Raw genomic sequence first — 21110 nt, 5'->3', positions numbered from 1 at the left:
TAAATTTATAAATAAGAACAATATGAATAAGATTCTCATCCCGTTTGCTTTATTAAATATTATCATTTTTTCTTCCTGCAGTAATGAAACAAAATATCCGGGTTATTCCAAAACCGAAAGCGGCGTTTACTACAAACTTCATTCCTTTGGATCAAACGAAAAACAAGTTAAGAGCGGAGATTACATTACTGCCGATTTCAGTTATCAAACCATGGAAGATTCCACTTTCTTCGAAGGAAGGAGGACGGTTAAGATAGCCCGCCCCAAGTATAAAGGCTCTGTTGATGAGTGTATAATGATGCTCTCAAAAGGAGAAAAAGCTACTTTTATTATCCCGGCGTATCCCTTTTTCAATAAAACACTGGAAACCTCCCTTCCTGATTTTCTCCAAGAAGAGGATAGCATGAAAATTACCGTAAACCTTATGGATGTGCAGCGTGAAGAAGAATTTATCAGAGAAAAGGAAGCATTCCTAAAATGGATAGAAGATTTTGGAGATTATGAAAAAGAAATGCTTCAACATTTTCTGGAAGAAAAAGAGCTTAATGAAAATCGAACAAAATCAGGTATTTATCACATAACACTTGAAGAAGGAAATGGGCCTGGAGTAGAAAAAGGTGACACCGTATTGGTACATTATGAAGGAAAATTTTTAAACGGGAAATTTTTTGACTCAACCAAACAAAGAAAAAAACCGTTTGAATTTGTCTATGGTCAAGAAATGCAGGTTATAAAAGGTATGGAGGAAGTAATTGGTAGAATGCGTGAAGGAGAAAGGGCCCTTGCTATAATGAAATCAGATGTTGCCTTTGGAAAAACAGGATCTTCCACCGGTATCGTGCCTCCCTATACATCAGTAATCTACGAAATTACCCTGTTGGATGTAAGAAAAGCAGTTTGAGAAATTTAGCTACATACCCATCTTAAATACAAATAACAGATTAGCTATCAGGTGTTTCCTTATTTAAACCACGGATGGGTTTTTGGTTGTTACTAAATTTGAACTATTACTTTAAATAATATATCTTTTAGTACTGTAAGAAAATAAATTAAATTTTCAATTTGATCCGTTACGACCACCATTTATTTTTTTGCTACATGACTTCGGACCTGAACCGTCAAATACATTATACTGCTTAGTCGTTTTAAAATTAAAAATTATTGAAATATCGATTATAATTTCAATTAATTGAAGTATTGATTTAACCCGAATAATTCAAGAATTATTACTGTCTCCGACAGCGACTAAGGTTCACTAAAATTTTTTTCAAAAATTTAAGTTTCCCGAATCAAGTTCGGGACAGGCTACCTAAGTCGGGGTTAATATTAAGATCTGTAAATTCCAGGTTGGATTCGCACTTCAATTAAAATAAGCATCTTTTTATAATAATTATAATTTTGCTGTTAAATTTGTTCTCAAATCAAAAAAGGAATTACTATGAAATTAGTTGAAGGAAAAACCGCATTAATTACAGGAGCTGCCAGAGGCATCGGAAAAGCAATTGCCCTGAAATTTGCTGAAAATGGTGCGAACATAGCCATCACCGATTTGGAGTATAATGAAAAAATGGAGGAAACCATAGAACAAATTAACCAGATGGGTGTTAATTGTAAAGGATATGCTTCGGATGCCAGCGATTTTAAAAAAACGGAGGATACCGTAAATGAAATTTTAAAAGATTTCGGGCAGATAGATGTGCTGATCAACAATGCTGGTATTACGCAGGATACGCTTTTGATGAGAATGACAGAGGATCAGTGGGATGCAGTGATAAAGGTGAACCTAAAATCGGTATTCAATTTTACAAAAGCAGTTCAGCGGAGCATGCTCAAACAAAAATCGGGATCGATTATCAACATGAGTTCTGTGGTTGGTATTAGCGGAAATGCCGGCCAGTCAAACTATGCGGCCTCAAAGGCCGGGATTATTGGTTTCACCAAGTCTGTAGCCAAAGAATTGGGATCCAGAAATATAAGATGCAACGCTTTGGCACCTGGTTTTATAATTACGGAGATGACCGGTAAATTGAGTGAGGAAGTGAAAAATGAATGGGCCAATAATATTCCCCTGAAAAGAGGCGGTAAACCCGAAGATGTTGCAAATACCGCTTTGTTCCTGGCTTCTGATCTTTCGGAGTATATCACTGGACAGGTCATTCACGTATGCGGCGGAATGAATACGTAATTTAACTTTAGATATAGTTTTAACCATTGAATGTCAAAGGGAACCGGTTGTTTTGGTTTGGAATAAAATGATTTGACTGGTTCCCGGATTTTTTGTAATTTGGACAATTACTATGAGAAAACTTGTTGCAATTGGTATTTCCTTAATGGTTTTTATATTGTTCTCCTGTTCACCCATTCGTGAGATGAACACGGATGTTCTGGAGCCCGCTGGCATTTCTTTTCCGGAGGATGTGTATTCTGTGGGAATTCTTATGCCTGAACCTGAGGTAACGATCAATACCAGGACCTATGATGAAATTGAGGCTACTCCCGGTAAGGAATTGTGGACAGGGATTACAGATATTGCAGCAATATCTCCCCGATTCAATGTAAGGGCTTTGAATCTTTTGGAGGAATATACCGATACCATCAGGAAAGATACAGTGGAATGGAGCCGGGTCAAACGAATTACGGACAGTATAGATGTGGATGCACTGATGGTATTTCACCGGATAAAATTCAGTGACAGCCTGGAACGGGAGATAGTATACGATTATGACTATGAAGGTTTTTATTTTGTATATCAAATTCATTCTCTTGTAGAATGGAAAATTTACGAACCCACCTCTCAATCGATCTTCAATGAACACACTTATGAAGAGCAATTTGTATGGGAAGCACTCGGAGGTAATGAAAGAGAGGCAATTAGAGAACTTGTGGGTATCAATGAAGCCTTTTCATCGGCTGCTTATTGGTCGGGAAATGATATAGGCCATATATTGTTCCCTTATTGGATAGAGGAATCAAGATTCTATTATATCCGCGGCAACAGATATTTTCGTCATGCAAGAGAAGAGGTGGAAAATAACAACTGGCAAAAAGCCATCGATATATGGAAAAAAAATTTCAAGCTGAACAGTGAAGATGCTGCCTACCGAGCTGCCCATAATATTGCCTTTGCTTGCGAAATGCTTGGAAAAATTGATCTGGCCATTGAATGGGCTGAAAAGGCATTGGATATTGGATATACCAAAAGAACCAGTGATTACCTGGATAAACTTCAGGAAAGAAAAGAGAAACTCGAAAAGATTGATCAACAGATGCCCATCTGATAATTACCTTTTTCCCGTATTTTTTTCCTAATTTTGTTTGCTTAAAAAATAAGCAGTAAAATGAGTACGCCGGAAATTCTCTTTTATGTAATTATTGGTATTCTTCTAGCCGATTTTATTCTGGAACGAATCCTGGAACATCTGAATGCCAAAAACATAAGTCTCAAACTGCCTGAAGAATTAAAAGGCATATACAACGAAGAACAATACAGGAAATCTCAACAGTATGAGCTGGACAATCAGAAAATGCGTCTGATAACAAGCACCTTCAACCTGATTATCATCCTGTTGTTCCTTTTTTTCGATGGTTTTGCATTTGTTGACCAACTGGCCAGAAGCATCACCTCCAACTCCATTCTGATCCCCATTGTATTTTTCGGAATACTGATGTTTGCGCTTGATATCATCAATACTCCTTTTTCGGTTTATGATACGTTTGTCATTGAACAAAAGTACGGCTTCAACACAATGACTGTTAAAACCTTCATAACCGATAAGCTGAAGGGATGGTTGCTGTCGGCAATCCTGGGAGGTGGTCTGCTTGCCCTTGTGGTTTGGTTTTATCATGTTACACAAGATATGTTCTGGATTTATACCTGGATCCTGATCACCTTGTTTAGCGTGTTTATGATGATGTTTTATACTCAGTGGATTCTTCCGCTTTTTAACAAGCTTTCCAGGCTTGAAGAAGGTGAGCTGAAATCAAGCATTTTTAGCTTCAGCAGACAGGCAGGCTTCAATCTGAAGGACATATTTGTCATGGATGGCTCTAAGCGCTCCACCAAGGCCAATGCATTTTTCAGCGGACTGGGCCGGAAGAAGAAGATCATTCTGTTTGATACACTGATTGATGAGCTGAAAAGCAATGAAATTGTTTCTGTTTTGGCTCATGAAATCGGACATTATAAAAAGAAACATACCCTGGCCAACCTGGTCCTTTCTGTGATTCAAACCGGGATTACCTTGTATATTCTGTCATTATTCATTGATAATCCGGTTTTGTCCCGCGCTTTGGGAGTAAGCCAGCCCGGTTTTCATATTGGCCTGATTGCATTTGGCCTTTTATACAGCCCAATTTCCAGGGTGCTGGGCATTGGTATGAATTACCTGTCGAGAAGATTTGAATACCAAGCCGATGCGTTTGCCAGTGACTATGGTTTTAGTAATTATTTAATTGGAGCCCTTAAGAAGCTATCAGTTAAAAATTTAAGCAATCTAACCCCTCATCCCATCTATGTTTTTGTCAATTATTCCCATCCACCTTTGCTTGATCGCTTAAGGTTTTTGAAATCTTCTTCAAAACAGACTGCTGAAGCATGAAAACAGAAATTATTACCATTGGCGACGAAATACTCATCGGACAGATTGCCGATACCAATGCACAGTTTATGTCCTCAGAGCTTTCGTTAAATGGATTTGATGTTCGCAGGATCACCTCTGTCGGAGACAATGAGGAAGATCTTGCAGAATGCCTGGATGAGGCCAGGCAGAGGGCGGATTTGGTATTCATAACCGGAGGGTTGGGACCTACTGCCGATGATGTTACCAAAAGGGCCATTACCCGTTATTTTAATTGCCAGTGGGAAGAAAATCAGGCCATGCTGGAACGCATCCGGCAATTTCTTGCAGAGCGGGGCTATAAATTGACCCGGAGAAACCGGGAACAAGCCAAAACGCCTAAAGGAAGCAGGATATTCATTAATCCGATCGGGACTGCACCGGGTATCTGGATCACTCATGCCAATACCCACTTTGTCTTTATGCCAGGGGTACCTTACGAAATGCGTCAATTGATGGAGGAATCCATAGTGCCCCATTTTAGAAGCACCTTTATCAAAAAATACCATCAATATAAAAATATTATCACTCAGGGCATACCGGAAGCTTATTTGGCAGATAAATTGAAAGATTGGCAGGAATCCCTGCCATCGACCCTTACGCTGGCTTATCTGCCTTCACCCGGCATGATTAAACTGCGCATGAGTGGCAAAGGGGATGATCCGGAACGGCTACAACATACACTTGAAGAAAAAGTTGAAGCATTAAAGGATATTATACCTGAATACCTGGTTCATGTTGGTGATGAAACTTTGGAGGAAGTTATAGGACAGATGTTGATATCCCGGGGCCATTCGGTAGCTACGGCCGAAAGCTGCACCGGAGGAAACATTGCCGCCCGGATTGTGTCGGTGGCAGGTAGCTCCCGGTACTTTACAGGGTCGGTTGTAGCCTATAACAATGATGTCAAAATGCAGATGCTGTCTATAAAGGAGGAAACCCTGGAGACCTTCGGCGCAGTGAGCAAGGAGGTGGTAGAGGAAATGGCTGCAGGAGTAATGGAGCTCTATGATACAGACTATGCAGTTGCGGTTTCAGGAATTGCAGGGCCTTCAGGGGGAACAAAAGAAAAGCCGGTCGGACTCACCTGGATAGCTGCTGCCAACCGCAAAAAAACAACTGCTCATCAATACTTTTTTGGAAGCAACCGGGGTGTCAATATCGAAAAATCTACCAATACTGCTTTGAATTTGCTGAGGAAAATGATATTGCATGCAGATGAAAAAATTTATAGGAAATAATTTGAAAATGTAAAGAAAAATAACGTAATTTGCAAACCGTTAAAAAACTTAGAAAAAAAGGAAACATGTCACGAATATGCCAAATAACCGGGAAAAAAGGCCTTGTGGGTAACCATGTAGCCCATTCCAACAAGCGGAAAAAGCGGGTATTCTATCCCAATGTGTTTAAAAAACGCTTTTACTTTCAGGAAGAAAATCGCTGGGTTACGTTGAATGTATCCGCAGCAGGAATGAAAATCATTAACAAAAAAGGCCTGAAATCCGCACTTGAAGAAGCGAAGCAAAGCGGTTATATTAAAAAATATTAAAAATTACGGATATGGCGACCACTAAGAAAAAAGGTGACAGGGTGCAGGTAGTACTCGAATGCACCGAACAAAGAAAAACCAACGTACCGGGGGCTTCCAGATATATTACCACAAAAAACCGGAAAAATACCCCGAGTAAGTTGCAATTGAAAAAGTATAATCCTTACTTAAAAAAAGTTACTGTTCATAAAGAAATTAAATAAGTTGAGTTATGGCTAAGAAAACAGTTGCATCGGTTCAGTCATCAGCAGGAAAAGATTTTATTAAATGTATTAAGGCTGTAAAAAACAAACAAAAAGGCACCTATTCATTTGAACAAAAAATGGTGCATAAAGAGAACGTAAAGAATTTTTTTGAGAAAGCCTAATCAGAAAATCCGGAATTTCATACATACGGATTCAATGAATGTAAGCTTCCTTTCATATAAGGGAGCTTTTGTTTATTTTATTAATTTTGTATCTCACGTTCTCAACTGAATCAAAATCGGGAAGTAAAAAATGGCTTTATTTGGTATATTTTCAAAGGATAAAGAAAAGCTGGACCAGGGTCTGGAAAAAACAAAGGAAAATGTTTTCAAAAAGATGGGCCGGGCTGTTGCAGGAAAGTCCAGGGTTGATGATGAGGTCCTTGACAATCTGGAAGAAGTCTTAATCTCTTCAGATGTGGGCGTGGATACCACCCTTAAAATCATACAAAGAATTGAAAACCGGGTTGCCAAGGATAAATATTTAAATATCAACGAACTCAATACTATATTGAGAGAAGAGATTACCGGGTTGTTAAAGGAAAATGCGCAAGATCCGAATACCAACTTTCAGGCCCAAAACGGACCCTATGTCATTATGGTTGTTGGTGTGAACGGAGTGGGTAAAACCACAACCATCGGAAAATTGGCCCATCAGTTTAAAAACAGTGGTAAAAAAGTTTATCTTGGAGCTGCTGATACCTATCGGGCTGCTGCAATTGATCAGCTTAAAATATGGGCCGATCGTGTAGGCGTGCCTCTGGTTAAACAGAACATGGGTTCCGACCCGGCTTCAGTGGCATATGATACGTTGAGCTCGGCCAGATCAAATAATGCCGATGTGGTGATAATCGATACGGCCGGTCGACTGCACAATAAGACCAACCTGATGAATGAGCTTGCCAAGATCAAACGGGTCATGAAAAAGGTTATTCCCGAAGCTCCGCATGAGGTTTTACTGATTATGGACGGTTCAACCGGCCAAAATGCCTTTGAACAAGCCAAACAATTTACCAACATTACAGAAGTCAATGCTCTTGCAGTGACTAAATTAGATGGTACGGCCAAAGGAGGAGTGGTCATTGGCGTTTCCGATCAATTCAATGTACCTGTTAAATATATTGGTATAGGCGAAAAACTGGAAGATCTACAGATATTTGACAGAGAAGCCTTTGTAGATTCATTGTTCAAGGAAGAATAGAAGCAGGCAAAAGTAGATGAAAAGGCCCGGTGTCAATATTGTAAGCCTGGGATGTGCCAAAAATCTGGTGGATTCCGAGCAGTTATCCCGACAGCTTACTCTTAACGGCTATGATGTTGCTTTTGAAAAGCCAGATGAAAGAGAAGTTGTCATCATCAACACCTGTGGGTTTATCAACGATGCCAAACAGGAATCCATTGAAACCATTCTGGAATATGCCCGGAGAAAAACTGAAGGTAAGTTGAAAAGCCTTTATGTGATCGGATGCTTGTCTCAGAGATATAAAACAGAGCTGGAGCAGGAAATTCCTGAGGCAGATGGCTTTTATGGGGTTTATGAACAGGAAAAGATTCTTAAAGATCTCAATGCCGCTTATTACGGAAATTATAGCTACCAACGCAATCTGGCTACCCCGAAGCATTATGCCTATCTGAAAATTGCCGAAGGTTGTGACAGAAAATGTTCCTTTTGCTCAATCCCTTACATAAAAGGCAGTTATAGGTCAAAACCTTTAAAAGAAATTGAAAGGGAAGCTGGTTATCTTTCTGAAAAGGGTGTTCAGGAGGTTAACCTTATTGCTCAGGATTTAACTTATTATGGCTATGACTTATACAAAAAAAGCACGCTCTCAGAAGTGCTTGAGACATTATCCGTTACTGATACATTTCCCTGGATTCGGCTTTTATATACTTATCCCGCGGGTTTTCCCGAAAAAGTAATTCATACCATGGCCCGCCAATCCAATATCTGCAGTTATCTCGATATCCCGTTTCAGCACATCAGTGATAAGGTGCTAAAAAAGATGCGCAGGGGCATCAATTCAAAGCAAACTTATAAACTTATTGATTTGATAAAAAAACATATACCGGAAATCACCTTAAGGACTACTTTATTAGTTGGCCACCCCGGCGAAACCGAGGAAGATTTTCGGCATCTGATGGAATTTGTAAGAGAAGTGCAATTCGACCGACTTGGAGTATTTGTGTATTCGGAAGAAGAAGGCACCTATTCGGCGCTCCGTTATGAGGATGATATACCTCAGCACATAAAAAAGCAGAGATCGGACGAGATCATGCAATTGCAGCAGGATATCTCCTACAGAAAAAATCTCGGAAAGGTTGGAAAAACATTGCCTGTTCTCATTGACAGGGAGGATGAACAGTATTATTACGGACGTACCGAAGCCGACGCGCCCGAAGTAGATAATGAGGTGATCATTGAAAAAACACCTGACAATTCAATTGCTGTCGGAAATTTTTACAGGACAAAAATTCATAGCGCAGCAGCCTATGATTTGTTTGGTGAAGTAGTAGGCCATCATTAAGCATTAATTAAGCATTAAGCAGCAAATCATTTGACAAAACCAGAAGCTGCAGTTGGCAGGGTAATATAATGGTCATTCAGATGTGGACTTAGCAAAAGCCGGAATCTATACTTTGAAGGACAGCAGAACAATGTATTTGAGATAGAAAATCCCATAGCATCAGCATAGATTCCTGATCTTCGCTGCCGCTTCGTCAGGAATGATGAATCTCGCCGGTACCCAGCCATGGTTTCATTCCGGCCGTAACGATAGTGGAGAACCGGAATCTAGACCCTTAAACTAAGCAAGCAATTGCCAAACACATTGGTCAAGGAAATGCAGCAAAGATTTAATAGCGTTTGTCCATAAAGTCAATGAGATTTGAAAGAGTCTCGTCTAGAATGTTCGCTGGCAAGGCTTGCGAGTTTTGAATGCCAAATGTAGAGACGCACGGCCGTGCGTCTCTACCAGATGTAATTGACTGGCATGAAAAACGAGCATAACGCAGCCAGCGGATATTATAGACAGACTCTAAATAAAAAAACCTGCGGGGAAAATTCCCGCAGGTTTGTATACTGTACCGCTGTATCGAAAATTTACAACTAAACCAAACTCTTGGCGGCATTCAATGCGGAATCGTAATCAGGTTCATGACCTATCTCCGGGACATATTCCACATATTTTACTACATCGTTCTGATCTACAACTACTACACCCCGCGCCAGCAACCTCGATTCGTCTATCAGAAATCCGTAGTTGGTACCAAAATCCACATCCTTGTGATCAGACAAGGTCGTTACCTTGTCGATGCCTTCAGCATCACAAAACCGGTTGAGCGCAAACGGCAAGTCATTCGATATAGCCAGAATCTCGATATCATCACTTAATCCTGCTGCTTTCTGGTTAAATCTCCGGTTCTGTTTAGAGCATACGCTTGTATCCACTGAAGAAAACACCGATAATATCTTTACCTTTCCCTTATAATCAGATAATTTAACGGGATTCAATCCATTATCCAGAACTGTGAAATCCGGAGCTTTATCGCCTTCCTTGATTTCGTTTCCTTTAAGGGTAACCGGATTACCCTTAAGGGTGACTTTATTTTGATTTGTTTCCATAGCTATTAATTTTTATTGTTTTTTGTCTTTTTTGATAGATCTGTAGATACTGAATCGTCGTCGTCAGGAGATTCGGCCTCGGATTCAGATTCAGAACCGGATTCCACCTCTGACTTTTGTCCTTTTGCCACATCAATGGTGATCTGATCGTTCTCCTCGTCATAATCCACCTTCAACAGATCTCCTTCCTGAATCCCCTGCTTAATAATTGTTTCAGCCATCGGATCTTCCACATATTTCTGTATAGCCCGTTTTAAAGGTCGTGCTCCAAACTGGGCATCATATCCTTTGTCAGCAATATAATTTTTGGCGTTGTCCGATAGTTGAACTTCATAACCCAGATTATGCACACGGTCATACAATCCCTGAAGTTCAATATCGATAATTTCATAAATGTTTTCTTTACTCAGTGAGTTGAAGATAATTACGTCATCGAGTCTGTTCAGGAATTCCGGGGCAAATGACCGCTTTAAGGCTTTTTCTATCACCCCTTTTGCGATTTCGTTGCCGGACATGTTCCTGGATTGGGTTTCGAAACCAACACCTTTTCCAAAGTCTTTCAACTGCCGGCTTCCGATATTGGAAGTCATTATGATAATGGTATTTCGGAAATCCACCCGTCTTCCAAGACTGTCAGTAAGCTGACCTTCATCCAGTACCTGCAGCATCAGATGGAAAACATCGGGGTGTGCCTTTTCTATTTCGTCGAGCAGGATTACTGAATAGGGTTTTCTTCGTACCTTTTCAGTAAGCTGACCGCCTTCTTCATATCCAATATATCCCGGAGGTGCACCAACCAGTCTGGACACGCTGAATTTCTCCATGTATTCGCTCATGTCCATTCTAATGAGGTTATCCGTAGAATCAAACAGATACTGGGTAAGTATTTTGGCCATCTGTGTCTTACCAACACCAGTCGGCCCCAGGAAGATGAATGTACCAATGGGCTTGTTCGGATCTTTCAATCCTGCGCGGTTTCTCCGGATAGCCTTCACTACTTTTTCAATGGCTTCATCCTGGCCAACCACATTCTTTCTCAATTCTTCATTCATTTTCATAAGCCGGGTCCCTTCAGCCTGGGCTATCCGCTGCACAGGTACACCGGTCATCATAGCTACAACCTGGGCAACTTCTTCTTCGGTTACCGTTTCCCGGTTTTTCTCCAATTCCTTTTCCCAGTTGTTCTTTTCTTCTTCCAGTTTGGCCAGCATCTTTTTCTCCGAATCCCTGTAATTTGCAGCAGATTCAAAATTTTGATTCTTCACAGCGGCAATCTTTTTCTGTTTGATATCTTCAATCTGCTGTTCCAGATCCAGAATCCGCTGCGGTACAACAATATTGGAAATATGTACCCTTGAACCTGCCTCGTCCATGGCATCAATGGCCTTATCGGGCAAATAGCGGTCACTGATATACCTTTGAGTAAGATACACACAAGCTTTTATGGCCTCATCCGTATAATGTACGTTGTGATGGTCTTCATACCGCTCCTTGATGTTATTAAGGATCTCACTGGTTTCCTCCGGTGTGGTAGGATCTACCATAACCTTCTGGAATCTTCTTTCCAGGGCACCGTCTTTTTCAATATGCTGACGATATTCGTCCAGTGTGGTGGCTCCGATGGTTTGTATTTCTCCCCTGGCCAATGCAGGCTTAAGCATGTTGGCCGCATCCAGTGAACCGGTAGCTCCACCGGCGCCCACAATGGTATGAATCTCATCAATAAAGAGAATGATGTTGGGGTTTTTTGAAAGCTCATTCAATATGGCCTTCATCCTCTCTTCAAACTGCCCCCTGTACTTGGTGCCTGCTACTATTGAAGCCAGATCCAGAATAACCACGCGTTTTTCAAAAAGTACCCTGGATACCTTTCTTTGAACGATTCGCATGGCCAGACCTTCTACAATGGCCGATTTACCAACTCCGGGTTCTCCGATAAGCACCGGATTGTTCTTTTTCCTCCGGCTTAAAATCTGAGCGAGGCGCTCTATTTCCTCATCCCGTCCTACAATGGGATCGAGAGAGTTATCTTCAGCCGCTTTGGTCAGATCCATGCCAAAATTATCCAGCACGGGCGTATCAGACTTTGCCTGACCTTCCGAATGCTGACCTTTTTTGCTGCCTCCGAAAGGAATGTCATCTTCCTCCTCACCGAAATCTGCTTTTGATTCCGTTTCTTTATACGTGCTTTCCAGTTCGAGCCTTACGTCATCATATTCTATATCGAACTCACTTAACAGTTGTGTTACCAAACTGTTCTGGTCTTTCAGTATGGCAAGTATAAGATGTCCCGTATTAATGGTACTGCTGTTGAACGATTTGGCTTCAAGATATACCAGTTTTAAGGCTCGCTCGGCTGTCTTGTATAAAGGAATGTTCTCTGTCTCTGTCATTACTTTGTCGTTCGTCCTGATACGGTCTTCAACCATCTTTTTCAGATGAATTAAGTCCACATCAAACGATTCCAGTAAGTCTATAGCCAGGCCTTCTCCTTCCCTCAACATTCCAAGCAGAAGATGCTCCGTGCCGATATAGGCATTACCGAGACGAACAGCTTCCTCCTTACTATAGGTTAATACATCTTTAATCCTTTGTGAAAATTTTGCATCCATATGTAATCTTGTCTCCTTTCTTTGGTTAAGGTACTTTAGTAAGTTCCACAACCATATTTTCTTAAATATTTAAATCAAACGAATCTTTAATTATACAAATTGTATTACAAATACAGGTTTTTCTTGTTCAGTACTTATTATATATTTTATGGTACAAAAATACAAAATCTATACCTAAAATCTATAAATAAAATGCCATACTCAGAATTTAAACAGTTTATTGTTAATAAAGTTTGAAATATTATCGGAAAGGGCACCGTAATATTGAGTCGAATTTAGTAAATTTGCATCTGATTCAAAGTTACAGTTAAAATATTTGTATCAAACTGATAATGAGATTATGGCAGAGGAAGAAAGACTTATAAAAATCAACATTGAAGATGAAATGAAGTCCGCATACATTGATTATTCAATGAGTGTGATTGTTTCGCGGGCTTTACCGGATGTAAGGGATGGTTTGAAACCCGTTCAGAGGCGGGTTTTGTTCGGAATGTCGGAACTCGGTCTTTATCAAAACAGGTCGTACAAAAAATCAGCGAGAATTGTAGGGGAGGTATTGGGTAAATACCATCCTCACGGCGATTCCTCTGTATATGAATCAATGGTTCGTATGGCCCAGCCCTGGTCCCTGCGTTATCAGCTTGTAGACGGACAGGGAAATTTCGGCTCCATGGATGGGGACGGGCCGGCGGCCATGAGATATACCGAGGCCCGCCTGCAAAGGATATCGGCCGAAACCCTGAAGGATATTGATAAGGAAACGGTTGATTTTCAGTTGAATTTTGACGATACACTGAAAGAACCCACCGTTCTTCCCACAAGAATTCCCAATCTCATCATTAACGGAGCTTCAGGTATTGCTGTGGGTATGGCAACCAATATGCCACCGCACAATCTCTCCAACAGCATTGATGCCATTATTCAATATATTGACAACCGGGAGGTATCGGTGGATGAACTTGCCGAAACCATCCAGGCTCCTGATTTTCCAACCGGTGGAATCATTTACGGGATGCAGGGAGTAAAAGACGCTTACCGGACGGGAAGGGGAAAGGTCCTGCTCAGGGGAAAAGCCACTATAGAAACCGATAATAGCGGAAAAGAAAAAATTGTGGTGACCGAGGTACCTTTCCTGGTGAATAAGGCTGAAATGATCAGAAAAACGGCAGACCTGATCAATGACAAAAAAATTGAAGGGGTAGCCAATGTCAATGATGAGTCGGACCGGGAAGGCACCCGCATTGTTTATGAGCTGAAGCGGGATGCCGTGGCAAATATCGTTTTAAATAAGCTTTATAAGCAAACCCAGCTTCAGACCAGTTTTGGCGTCAACAACATTGCACTGGTGAATGGCAGGCCGAAGCTCTTGAATCTGAAAGATCTGATTGAAAAGTTTGTGGAGCACCGCCATGATGTTGTGGTGCGCCGAACCCAATATGAACTCCGTCAGGCCGAGGAACGGGCGCACATCCTGGAAGGGTTGCTTGTGGCTTTGGATCATCTGGATGAAGTGATCACCCTGATTCGCAATTCTGATACCCCGGAGACAGCCAGGAATGAATTGATGAGCCGTTATGAGCTTTCCGAAGCGCAGGCCAGGGCCATCCTGGATATGCGGTTGCAGAAACTGACGGGCCTGGAAAGGAATAAGGTCAAAGAAGAACACGCCGAACTGCTCAAACAGATCAATTATCTGAAAAGCGTGCTGGAAGATGAGAGCCTGCGCATGAAGATCATTAAAGATGAGCTTTTTGAAATAAAAGAACAATATGGTGACGAACGCAGAACGGCTATCGAATATGAAGCAGGAGAATTCAATCCCGAAGATTTCTACGCCGATGAAGATATGGTGGTGACCATATCCCACCTTGGGTATATCAAAAGAACACCGGTAACGGAATACAAAAAGCAGGGCAGAGGAGGAGTAGGTGTGAAAGGAGGCAATACCAGAGACCAGGATTTTCTGGAGCATATGTTCATTGCTTCGATGCACAACACCATACTTTTCTTTACTGAGTCCGGTCGTTGTTACTGGTTAAAAGTGTATGAAATCCCGGAGGGATCCAGAAATTCCAAGGGCCGGGCCATACAGAATTTAATCAATATCGCACCGGATGACAAGGTTCAGACCCACATCAATGTAAAAACCCTTCAGGATGAGGATTATGTAAATAACAATTACATCCTGCTGTGTACAAAACGCGGCATTATCAAAAAAACTTCACTGAAAGCCTATTCACGGCCACGTCAGAATGGCGTCAATGCCATTACTATACGGGAAGGTGATCAGTTGCTTGAGGCCAAACTTACAACAGGCGAAAGTGATATCATCCTTGCTTCCAAAGAAGGCAAAGCCATTCGTTTCAATGAGAAAAATGTCAGGGCCGTAGGCAGGACTGCTGCCGGTGTAAGAGGGATGACCCTCTCTTCCGAAGAGAATGAAGTGGTAGGAATGGTTTGTATTGAAGAAGGAGAGCAGAACATCCTGGTGGTTTCCGATAAAGGTTACGGCAAACGCTCAAAATTGGAGGATTACAGAATAACCAACCGGGGTGGCAAAGGCGTTAAAACAATGAACATTACCAAACGCACAGGTAAACTCGTAGCCATTAAAGGAGTGGCCAACAAGAACGATCTGATGATCATCAACCGCTCCGGTATGACCATTCGCCTGGCCGTTTCAGATATCCGGATTACAGGTCGTGCCGCACAAGGGGTGAAGCTCCTTAATCTCAGAAACGGAGATTCTATTGCTGCTGTCAGCCAGATTCATCTGGAAGAACAACAGGAAGAACAATTCGGGAAAGAAGACAACAACGGAAGGGATGATGGGACAGATAACAATGGTGAAAAGTAAAAAGTGGAGATGCTCAAAATAAATTCCTTCAATATTTTATGAGGAATTTTGACGAAATTCAATAAAAGTTATATTTTTGCCGCGAAAACAAAATGGAATCAAAAAACATAAAAATGAATAACATGAAACCAAAAAAGATCTTATTTCCAGCCTTTATGCTCGGACTCATAGTATTGATCATTAGTAGCTGTAGTGATAAAATGTATGTGAACCGGGCAATTACCTGGGCTGAAGACGGTGAAAGACTGGATACGGCGTTAAAGTCGGTGGAAAAAGCTACGAAACTGGAAGAGACCAAGGACTGGCCAAAAACTTACTATGCCAGAGGATATGTATATCAATCGATATACGAATCAGACAACAGCGAGTTCAATGATCTGGTGGAAGATCCCTTGTTCAAGGCTTTTGACCAATATGAGAAAGCCTATGAGATGGATGAAGATGACCAGTTTACCGGCAGCATTGATGCAGCCATGTTCAATCTCCATAAGTATTTTATCAATGACGGAGTGGAGGCATTCAAGAACAATGATTATGAAGGAGCTTTCAGGAATTTCAAATATGCCCTGGAGGTATCCGACATGCCTATATTTGAAGGCCAGGTGGATACAGCCATCATGTTCAATGCCGGTATTGCAGCTCAGAATATGAAAGACTGGGAAAAAGCCGCCAAATACTACGACATGTCCGCTGAGTATGATTACGGAGAGGAGAGGACCTACCTTCTCCTGAATAACGCTTATCTCCAGGCCGGCGATTCCACCAAGGCTGTGGAAGCGCTAAAGGACGGGTTTAATAAATACCCGTCAAATGAAGACATGCTTGCCAGCCTGATCAATTATTATCTGTTAAATACCGATCATCCTGAAGATGCTTTAAAGTATATAGAGGAAGCCCAGAAGCAATTTCCTGATAATCCTCAGTACTTTGCTGCCGAGGGACAGATATATGACCAGATGGATGAAAATGAAAAAGCAAAGGATAGATACAAAAAAGCACTTGAACGGGATCCCGAATTGCATATGGCCCTTTACAACCTCGGGGTGCTGTACTTTAACGAGGGGGTCGACCTGGTTACTAAAGCCAATAAGGTGAAGGACGATTCTGAGTACAAGAAACTTAGAGAAGAAGCCAATGAATACTTCAAGCAGGCGCTGCCGTATATGGAAAGAGCCCTTGAGGTAAAACCGCAGGATCAAAACGTGCTCGGCACGCTGAAAACGCTTTATTATCGCCTGCGTACGCAGGATGAAAAGTATATCAAAAAGTACAAGCAGGTCAGTAAAAAGCTTGAACAGATCAAGGGCAGCAGCGGAGAAAGCCAGGGAGAAGAGCAAGATCAATAATCACATAATATTAAGCAGACGATTATTGAAGGGGAGCCAGATCGGTTCCCCTTCAATTTAATAAATTCTATTTAACATAATATTAATTATCGGACAAAAATATATAAAAATGTAGGAACACAGATGACACAGATATGACAGATATGCACGGATAATATTTGAACTAACAATGTTATATATTTGATTTCCCTGCGCAGCTCTGACAAACCGTTTTGCAAGAGTAATTTTTCAAAACTTAACCCAATCCGAAGCAAAATCCGTACATTTGTTAAGTCAGTTTATCATCCCAAACATTCAACCTATGAAACAAATTGCATTATTCTTTCTATTGTTCTTTGTCATGAGTCATTCTGCAAATGCAGCCCCAAACAATCAGGAACCCATACGGCTGGCAGTTGCCGGAATGAGCCACGGCCACATTTCCTTTATCTTAGACAGGCCTGATAATGGTAATTTTAAGCTGGTCGGTGTTTATGACTCCAGCCGCACGGTGACTCAAAAACGGGCCGGTCAGTACGATTTGTCAGATGATATGATTTATCATAACCTGGAAGTCCTGCTGGATGAAACCCAACCTGAAGCCGTTGCTGCGTTTGGCTCGATCCATGCCCACCTGGCAGTTGTTGAAGCCTGCGCCCCCCGCGGTATCGATGTGATGGTTGAAAAGCCACTGGCCGTGAGTATGAAACACGCCCGACGGATGGAGAAACTAGCCAAAAAGCACGACATTCATCTGCTCACCAATTATGAAACTTCCTGGTATCCCACCACCATCAAATCGTTGAACATGGTACAGGAAGACAATTTTACCGGGCAGTTGCGAAAGGCGGTTTTTCATCACGGACACCGTGGACCGGTAGAAATCGGCTGCAGCCAGATCTTCCTGGAGTGGCTGACTGATCCGGTTTTAAATGGCGGCGGTGCCATTATTGATTTTGGCTGCTACGGGGCCAATATTATGACTGCCCTCACCAAAGGCAAAAAGCCTGTTTCGGTCACTGCAGTCACCCGGCACTATAAGCCCGAAATTTATCCGGAAGTGGATGATGAAGCCACCATCATTGTCTCCTATCCCGAATCGAAATGCATCATTCAGGCTTCCTGGAACTGGCCGTTCAGCCGCAAGGATATGGAAATATACGGAACCGACGGGTATATCAAAGCCGATAACAACCGTGATATGCGGATCCGTTCAAGAGAGATACAGGACGAAAAAAAGTTGCGGGTTACTGCTGATGATGTTGCGGTTTATGAAGACCCCTTTAATTATTTTGCAGATGTGATCAACGGGAAAATACAGGTTGATCCTTATGGCCTGTATTCGCTGGAAAACAACCTGCGGGTGGTTGAGATCCTTGATGCAGCCCGTCAGTCGGCTGAAACCGGTAAAACCATTTATCTGAGGTAGAACGAACCTTTTGGGTTTTATATGGAAGGCTTTTGACCTGATCTCTCTGTAGGTCTTATATAAAGGGAACCTCTTAAGAATAAAATACCCGCCGCCAAGCTATCAATACTGCCAGGAATTTCTACATGCTGGTGGTATTGATCAATCACTGTTAATATTTTCTAAATGCTGTTGACAATTTACAATTGCTGCCAATAATTAAAAAATGCTGTTGACAATTTATAGCTGCTGTTGGGAATTTATAGGCGCTGCCACAGGTTATCACGAGGTGATAACTGCTGGCAGTAAATTTAAATTGGTGGCAGCAAAAATAGAATGCCGGCAGTAATTTTAAATTGCTGCAAGTAACTTTTAATTGCTGGCAGTAATTTTAAATGATTGCCAGCAAAAATCAGAATGCTGCCGGTAAAATTAAATCCCTGGCAGTGGTTAAAAATTGATGACAAATAAAAACAGATTACCGGCAGTAAATCCAAATGTTTGCCAGCAAAATTAAATCTCTGGCAGTAAAAATACATCTTTGGCAGTGGCTATAAATTGATGGCAAAAAATATTGACTTCTGGCAATGACTTGAAACGGCTGACAGGATCAACGGATGCTTGACAGAAAGAGTATATGGCTGAGAAAAGTTGATATACAGATATTATCAACTAATTCTGCGAATACAACCAAACTTATCCATCTTTGACGGATAAACACATAATGGCCATCAATGACTTAATGACTTTTATATTCCCCTGCCAACTGCAGCCATTCCTAATCAATTCAGATACAAGCAACACTAGAGATACTTACAGTAACACCTGGCCCGCTTATGCTGCCTGTAATCAAATTTTTTCCACAGGTTGTTCACGCTGTAATTGCTTTCCAGCTCCCGGTTCGATTCTATATTGGTGATCCCGTTCCGTATGAAAGCGTTTCCGATGTCATCAAATATGATGGCGTTAACACCCTTATCACGGTATTGTTTATCCACGGCAATCAACAGGGTGTCTATGGTATCGTTATTTCTCAGTGCATGAAGGATTCTGGAAATACCTAACGGAAAAAGCTTTCCCCTCGATTTTTTTAAGGCTTTCGAAAGGGATGGCATACATATCCCCAGTCCGACGACTTTATTTTCCGAGTTTACGATAACCGATACGTATTCGAGTTTTATCAGAGGTATAAATTGATCTTTCAATTGTTCAATCTGGCTATCGGTCAACTCCGAAAATGAATACAGGTGAGCATATTCCCTGTTTACCAGACGAAAGATGTCATCCACATACTTTAAGAACTCCTTTTTATTTTTGAATTCGACACGCTCCAACTGATAACGCTTCTTAATAAGCTTTGCCGTTTTGACAAAATTTTCCGGAACTTTTTCAGGTACCCTGACATTATACTCCAGCCAGTCAATATCCTTTTTATATCCCTGCCGTTCAATGAACTCCGGGTAGTAAGGGAAATTATAATGCCCGAATGAGGTGGGCAGTTCGCTGAAGCCTTCAATGAGGACACCGGAAGCATCAAATGAGGTAAATCCAAGGGGTCCATGTATGCAATGGGTGCCTTTCCGTACGGCCCAGTTTGCAACCGTTTCCATTAGTTTTCGAAATACTTCCTCATCTTCGGTGAAATCCAGCCAGCCAAAGCGGGCACACTTTTCACTTATCTTTTTGTTGTACTTGTGGTTGATGATACCGGCTATTCTGCCTGCTATCTGGTTTCCCTTATAAGCCATCCAGTATCTGGCTTCACAAAATTCAAATGCAGGATTGTCTTTCTCCGAGAGTGTTTTCAGTTCTTGCCTGAACAATGCGGGAACGAAATATTCATTGTTTTTGTAAAGCCTGTTTGGAAATTCGATAAAACGCTTTAATTCCCGCTTCGATTTTATTTCTTTAATAGTGACATCCATTGAATATTACATTTCTCCTTGTTTGTCAGATGATAAACTTTGACCATCTTAATTTATAAACGTACAACTTCCCTTGTGAAATTCAAAAAAAATCGGACTATAATAAAACAGATAATTTTTCTCATCCCGTCTTTATTCCTGAGTATCGTTTGGATTGCGGGCACTTTGTATGGACTGAACCATCTAGCGGGGATATTCGGGTTTTAACCGGCTTTATTCATCGGGATTTTATAGCTCTTCATCCGTAAAAGCCAATGCTTTGGACCGGTTATTGTCTTACTGCATATTCATTTTCCTGGTTCCTACCATTACGCTTCAATAGTTTTATCAATCACGGTGTATTTTTTGTATAATTGTATGAATAAATTCAGCGTTTAATTATTATATAAAACCGCATATTATGAGTACCCAGAGAGATTTCAGCCTGGTATATCAGAAAAAACTCCTTTTGAACAAAACCTATAATCAGCTCAAAAAGCATTTTGATGATTCTTATACTTATATCCGCGAAGGAGACCATATCAAAAGAACGAATTATGTGAATTTCCTGAAAAATTACGGCAAGGTACGGTTTAAAAAGATGCTGCTTAAAGAGCTCTCCGACGGAGATTTTTTTCTTACTGTTGAATGTCCCGAAGTAGAATCAGAGGGTACGGAGGTGCAATATCTGAGCAAAATGCAACTGGAAATTCTTATCGATGTGTTGGAAATCAACAAAGAACACAACAACAAATATTTTGACTATACCGAAATATTTGATCAGATACAGGAATACCTGGAGTACACCAAAGGAAAGATGATGAAGAATTTTAATCCCTGGAACCATTATAAAGCACTGAAAAAAATTGAAGAGCGGATTAAAAAGAATAACAGCCAGAACCCAAAGGGTAACCATTCTGAATAGAAGGTTAAAAGAAAAAAAATCGAATTAAAGTCTCCAATATCTTTTTAT

Annotated in this window: 17 protein-coding genes; 14 read left to right on the top strand and 3 right to left on the bottom strand. The window is 41.1% G+C overall.

The window, feature by feature from the left end; genetic code table 11:
- Positions 1-22 precede the first annotated feature (22 nt).
- The 10 genes from KGY70_00975 (at position 23) to rimO (ending at position 8934) form a co-directional block, all read left to right on the top strand.
- Entirely contained in the window at positions 23-901 is an 879-nt protein-coding gene (locus KGY70_00975; protein ID MBS3773737.1) for an FKBP-type peptidyl-prolyl cis-trans isomerase, read from the top strand.
- A gap of 537 nt (positions 902-1438) precedes the next feature.
- Positions 1439-2185, top strand: a complete 747-nt coding sequence (gene fabG / locus KGY70_00970) for a 3-oxoacyl-[acyl-carrier-protein] reductase (protein MBS3773736.1) — start codon at positions 1439-1441, stop codon at positions 2183-2185.
- A 112-nt stretch (positions 2186-2297) separates the two neighbouring features.
- Positions 2298-3278, top strand: a complete 981-nt coding sequence (locus KGY70_00965; GenBank protein MBS3773735.1) for a tetratricopeptide repeat protein — start codon at positions 2298-2300, stop codon at positions 3276-3278.
- A gap of 60 nt (positions 3279-3338) precedes the next feature.
- A complete protein-coding gene (locus tag KGY70_00960) occupies positions 3339-4598 on the top strand; it encodes a M48 family metallopeptidase (GenBank protein MBS3773734.1) in 1260 nt (419 codons plus the stop codon).
- Complete coding sequence (locus KGY70_00955) at positions 4595-5857, top strand: competence/damage-inducible protein A (GenBank protein MBS3773733.1); 1263 nt, start codon at positions 4595-4597, stop codon at positions 5855-5857. The genes KGY70_00960 and KGY70_00955 overlap by 4 nt, the downstream gene beginning before the upstream one ends.
- Positions 5858-5922: 65 nt before the next feature.
- On the top strand, positions 5923-6165 hold the full coding sequence (rpmB, locus tag KGY70_00950; GenBank protein ID MBS3773732.1) for a 50S ribosomal protein L28: 243 nt from the start codon (positions 5923-5925) through the stop codon (positions 6163-6165).
- Between the two features lie 11 nt (positions 6166-6176).
- The gene (rpmG, locus tag KGY70_00945) at positions 6177-6368 is read left to right on the top strand and encodes a 50S ribosomal protein L33 (GenBank protein ID MBS3773731.1); all 192 of its coding nucleotides are present in this window, start codon (positions 6177-6179) and stop codon (positions 6366-6368) included.
- Between the two features lie 8 nt (positions 6369-6376).
- Positions 6377-6532: a DUF4295 family protein gene (locus KGY70_00940; protein ID MBS3773730.1), complete on the top strand. Its 156-nt coding sequence runs from the start codon at positions 6377-6379 to the stop codon at positions 6530-6532.
- Positions 6533-6662: 130 nt separating this feature from the next.
- A complete protein-coding gene (gene ftsY / locus KGY70_00935; GenBank protein ID MBS3773729.1) occupies positions 6663-7610 on the top strand; it encodes a signal recognition particle-docking protein FtsY in 948 nt (315 codons plus the stop codon).
- A 16-nt stretch (positions 7611-7626) separates the two neighbouring features.
- Entirely contained in the window at positions 7627-8934 is a 1308-nt protein-coding gene (gene rimO / locus KGY70_00930) for a 30S ribosomal protein S12 methylthiotransferase RimO (protein MBS3773728.1), read from the top strand.
- A gap of 581 nt (positions 8935-9515) precedes the next feature.
- Here rimO and tpx read toward each other — a convergent pair.
- Positions 9516-10031 (bottom strand): thiol peroxidase, encoded by a 516-nt coding sequence (gene tpx / locus KGY70_00925; GenBank protein MBS3773727.1) that lies wholly within the window; start codon positions 10029-10031, stop codon positions 9516-9518.
- A 5-nt stretch (positions 10032-10036) separates the two neighbouring features.
- Positions 10037-12643, bottom strand: coding sequence for an ATP-dependent Clp protease ATP-binding subunit (locus KGY70_00920; GenBank protein MBS3773726.1), 2607 nt, complete (start codon positions 12641-12643; stop codon positions 10037-10039).
- A gap of 340 nt (positions 12644-12983) precedes the next feature.
- Between KGY70_00920 and gyrA the strand changes: the two genes are divergently transcribed.
- From gyrA to KGY70_00905, 3 genes are all read left to right on the top strand, one after another.
- Positions 12984-15500 carry a DNA gyrase subunit A gene (gyrA, locus tag KGY70_00915; protein MBS3773725.1) on the top strand — a complete coding sequence of 839 codons (2517 nt, stop codon included), beginning with the start codon at positions 12984-12986 and terminating at the stop codon, positions 15498-15500.
- Positions 15501-15622: 122 nt separating this feature from the next.
- A complete protein-coding gene (locus KGY70_00910; protein ID MBS3773724.1) occupies positions 15623-16846 on the top strand; it encodes a tetratricopeptide repeat protein in 1224 nt (407 codons plus the stop codon).
- A 403-nt stretch (positions 16847-17249) separates the two neighbouring features.
- Complete coding sequence (locus KGY70_00905) at positions 17250-18254, top strand: Gfo/Idh/MocA family oxidoreductase (protein MBS3773723.1); 1005 nt, start codon at positions 17250-17252, stop codon at positions 18252-18254.
- Positions 18255-19036: 782 nt separating this feature from the next.
- Here the strand turns inward: KGY70_00905 and KGY70_00900 are convergent.
- Positions 19037-20158, bottom strand: a complete 1122-nt coding sequence (locus KGY70_00900) for an N-acetyltransferase (GenBank protein ID MBS3773722.1) — start codon at positions 20156-20158, stop codon at positions 19037-19039.
- A 400-nt stretch (positions 20159-20558) separates the two neighbouring features.
- Between KGY70_00900 and KGY70_00895 the strand changes: the two genes are divergently transcribed.
- Complete coding sequence (locus KGY70_00895; protein ID MBS3773721.1) at positions 20559-21062, top strand: hypothetical protein; 504 nt, start codon at positions 20559-20561, stop codon at positions 21060-21062.
- Positions 21063-21110: the final 48 nt, after the last annotated feature.

It is taken from the genome of Bacteroidales bacterium (assembly GCA_018334875.1).
Classification (GTDB): domain Bacteria; phylum Bacteroidota; class Bacteroidia; order Bacteroidales; family UBA12077; genus JAGXLC01.
The sequence above is the reverse complement of the archived record's forward strand: the minus strand, read 5'-3'. Positions and strand labels throughout refer to the sequence as shown.